This window comes from Paenibacillus popilliae ATCC 14706 (assembly GCF_000315235.1).
GTDB classification, from domain to species: Bacteria; Bacillota; Bacilli; order Paenibacillales; family Paenibacillaceae; genus Paenibacillus_B; species Paenibacillus_B popilliae.
Window position 1 is genome coordinate 1 of record NZ_BALG01000150.1, and the last position, 3,611, is coordinate 3,611.

2 protein-coding genes and 2 pseudogenes are annotated in these 3,611 nt (G+C 45.9%); 2 read left to right on the plus strand and 2 right to left on the minus strand.

All coding sequences use genetic code 11. From position 1 onward, the window contains the following. Positions 1–407, minus strand: a pseudogene (locus PPOP_RS10590) (hypothetical protein); the annotation flags it as partial. Positions 408–1,146: 739 nt separating this feature from the next. After that, positions 1,147–2,103: a DUF1861 family protein gene (locus tag PPOP_RS10600; RefSeq protein WP_006286322.1), complete on the minus strand. Its 957-nt coding sequence runs from the start codon at positions 2,101–2,103 to the stop codon at positions 1,147–1,149. 225 nt (positions 2,104–2,328) lie between these two features. Here PPOP_RS10600 and PPOP_RS10605 point away from each other — a divergent pair, with 225 nt between their 5' ends. Together PPOP_RS10605 and PPOP_RS20575 are read left to right on the plus strand one after the other, a co-directional pair. Next, positions 2,329–3,192, plus strand: a complete 864-nt coding sequence (locus tag PPOP_RS10605) for a helix-turn-helix domain-containing protein (protein ID WP_052516609.1) — start codon at positions 2,329–2,331, stop codon at positions 3,190–3,192. Between the two features lie 58 nt (positions 3,193–3,250). Beyond that, positions 3,251–3,611, plus strand: a pseudogene (locus PPOP_RS20575) (transposase); the annotation flags it as partial.

The window sequence follows — 3,611 nt, forward strand, 5'->3', positions numbered from 1 at the left end:
CGTTCTCGTCCTGCCCGTTTACGACCGTTTTCATATTGTCGTAGAGACAGTTCCTGGTCATGCCTCCGAAGTACTCGAAGGCTCTCGTGTGACAGCCCATGAGCGTATCCAGGCGCTGTCTCGAACCGCTCCGTCGCTTTCGATTGAATGGACGGTCGCAGCGGCTGCATAAAGATTCGAAGGATGGTGCTGCTGCCGGTGTAGCCTTTCTCCCGGATCTCATCCAGAATGACTCTCGCATTCAGACAGCCTTCCGCCATACGATGGCGTATATACTCTTTGTAGGCATCCAGCTTTCCTGCTGTCGGCTTGCGCTTCGGGTATACGCCTGGCTCATCCGCCTGCAGCCACTTCCTGATCGTCTTGCGATCCCGTCCCAGCTCGTCTGCAATCTGAGTCATGCTCATGCCTCTTTCCCTCCTATCTTTCATCCTGCGCCGACAAGTTTGAATACGAAATATTCGTTAGATTATTGTACTTACAGGGCTTAGAAGAGCATATCTGCTGCCAACCTATGGTTATCAAACGATTCTACCACGCAAAAAGGCGCCCTCAAAGGACGCCGTTCATGTCAGTTCTCTTCCGATATTCCGTTGGAGCCAGTCTCGTGTGCTTTTTGTACCAAGTTACAAAATAAGAAGCGTTCAGGAAGCCTACCTTCCCGCCTCCTTCACGGTGAGCTTCGATTCCCTCAAATATTCATTTGCCTTTCTTTGAACAGCCTGCTGAAGAATATCCCATTATAGTGAAATCGTTCAGCCACCATTTCAATAGAAAGCTCCTTATTTCCGCAATTCTCCTCCAGGAAAGCTGCAATATCGTCGGCAAGATTGGACTTTAGATGTCTCTTGTTTTCCCTAGCCCTCTGGATAATGTTCATGCAATAGGCTATAAACCACTCCTCAGTGGAAGCCTCGGCATTTGCCTTATCGCGGTCCGAATATAATGACCTAAAATTAATTCGATCTATTATGCGCTTTATATCTGTCCCCCTGTTCTAACCCCTAACTCAGTAAGCGCTCTCAAATATTGATATCAATCATACCATAATGCACCACTGATCGTAAGAAGGGGCAACCCTCTCGTCATGTAAAATGAATGAGTGGGTCAGCCCCTCTTACCACATTTAGCGTATATTCCTAGCCGTTATCTTGAAAGGATGCATCCATGACCTTCAAACGGGTAATCAATCACGATTCTGCCAGCCTCCGTATCGCCGATCCCACTATACAGGTCGCACTTCCCATCGTCACGCATAACAATGCCAGAGGAGAATGCACAATCCGTCAAATCCGTTTTTTTGGCTGGACCTTCTGGATAACAAGTACGTGTGCCGATGATTTTCTGATCCAAGGGGTTACGACTAGCCACGTCCAATACAAAGGAGAAATTCATATAGACCTGTTTCACACCATTCTCATCTGCATCAGTCTTATAGCAGATATGGCCAATCACGCCAATGTTCCCACTCTCAAGCAAATAAGCTTGGTTACAGCCACCCCATTCATTGGGTCCGAATAAGCCATGAATGTATGGTGCGTTCTCTACTACTTCTTCTGTCAAATCATCGAGACAGTCGATGACAGTAAAACCGATCATCGATTCACTACCATATTGCTGGCGGACTTGCTCACTTCGGGGTCTGGAGAACACACCTATTTTCCCTCCATGCATCTCGACAAGGCGTATATCCTTCATGTACTCCGGTCCCGTGGTAAAATAGTATAAATCATCCACTTGCGTGCCTCTGTAAAAATACCCAAAATAGGTATCTACGCCGTTCTGCTTGTAACGCACATGTGTGCCACCCATTACAAGCAAATCCCCAATGATGCTAATATAAGGGTCTTCTAACGGATAAATCATTGAATCCTGAACTAGCGACCATTCATCTTGTCCCGTTCGCTCAAACAACCTCACCCATGAACGTGCCCATTCCTCTCGCTTTTCCACACGACCGAAGATATAATCCTTCCCCTCCCACGTGAAGGGTATCGATACATTATAAACATCGAACGCCTCTACGCCCTTAAAGCTCAATTTAGCACGCTCATAAATCTTCTTGGTTAATTCAAATTGTTCACGTTGCTCGATCAACTTCATTCATGTTCAACCCCTCTGCTGTCATTACTTACTGCCGCTTATTCTATCAGAGTCCATGATTAGAGTCTTTCCGAATCTTAGCCTTTGACTACGCTATTTTGACATATATAATAGGATCAGCAGGAATTGTCCAAGTAAAATGAAGGATAATATAATATTAGCACCTAGGATAATCAGTTAAATAATTATGTTATTTTGATACAAAAAAGAAGGGAGGAGTCCGAAGTGGAAATCCAGCAGCTTAAAGCCGAGGTTGGAATCGATGCGGAATCGGAAGGTCACTATAGAGACATCACTGGCATAGGCAATACTTCAGGGTCCCATACCCATGATTTTTTTGAATTTTTCTTCATCGTGGAGGGGTCCGCTTACCATTGCGTAAATGGACAGAGAGAAACCCTTCATGAGGGAATGCTAGTGTTCATGAGGCCACAGGATATCCATTATTATGAGCAATTGCCCGGTGTCGATTGCCGACTGATTAACCTGTCCTTTTATAAGCAGACCGTCATGGACCTATTCGAGTATCTGGGAGAAGGATTCCCCAAAGAGTCTTTTCTAACCTCCCCCTTTCCCGTCAGCATACAGCTTTCCCAACAAGAGAAATTGCAGTTGCAACGGCGGATGGGGAAGCTGTACCAGATACCGCAGCATGAGAAACAATGGTACCGAACTGAGCTTCGTGCACTTCTTGCCGAAGTGTACAGCCATTATTTAATGCACTCCGTCATAATCGAACAGGATGAGAAACCGGAATGGCTACTTGTCTTGTGCAAAGAAATGAAGAAACCGGAACATTTTACAGAAGGCATCCCAGCCATGATCTCTTTATCCGGTAAATCGCATGCATACTTATGCCGCATATTCAAGAAATGGGAGAAGCAGACACCTGTACAATATTTGAACCGCATTAAACTCCAGTACGCAGAAAATCTGCTCTTGCATTCCGATCGAGATGTTCTGGATATCGCATTGGAAGCGGGCTTTCTCAATTTGGGGCACTTCTACAAATCTTTCAAAACCCTGTTCGGTAATACGCCGCAGCATCACCGTCGAATACACCATGTCAGGCTGACACCGTTGGTATGAGTTTCATCACAATAGACATCTCGAACCAAGTCATAGATGTAGCTAAAGTTGATAGCGCAACAAAATCATGCCTCTGGTCAAAGAATGGCAAAAGCGGCCGCAGCAAAGCGTGTATGCCGTTATCTTTTTGGATGGCAACAAGGATGTTCTGGGCATCTGGTTCGGTGAGAATGAATCGGCAAAGTTCTGGCTCAGCGTGCTGAATGAGTAGAAGAATCGCGGCGTACAGGACGTTCTCATTACGTGTGTGGACAACCTGAGCGGCTTCTCGCAAGCCATCACCGCATGCTATCCACAGACTGAGATATACCACGAACATCATCGAGTGTTTTTTGCAAGTGAAAAATGCTCAATTTTGCAGCCAAAAGTACCGAGGCACCTGCCAACCCTCCAAAGCTTAAAAAGGAATCCGTTCCATC

What these genes read in the sequence shown, in the direction of transcription:
- PPOP_RS10600 (WP_006286322.1), bottom strand. Translation starts at nt 2,103, where the DNA reads ATGAAGTTGATCGAGCAACGTGAACAATTTGAATTAACCAAGAAGATT.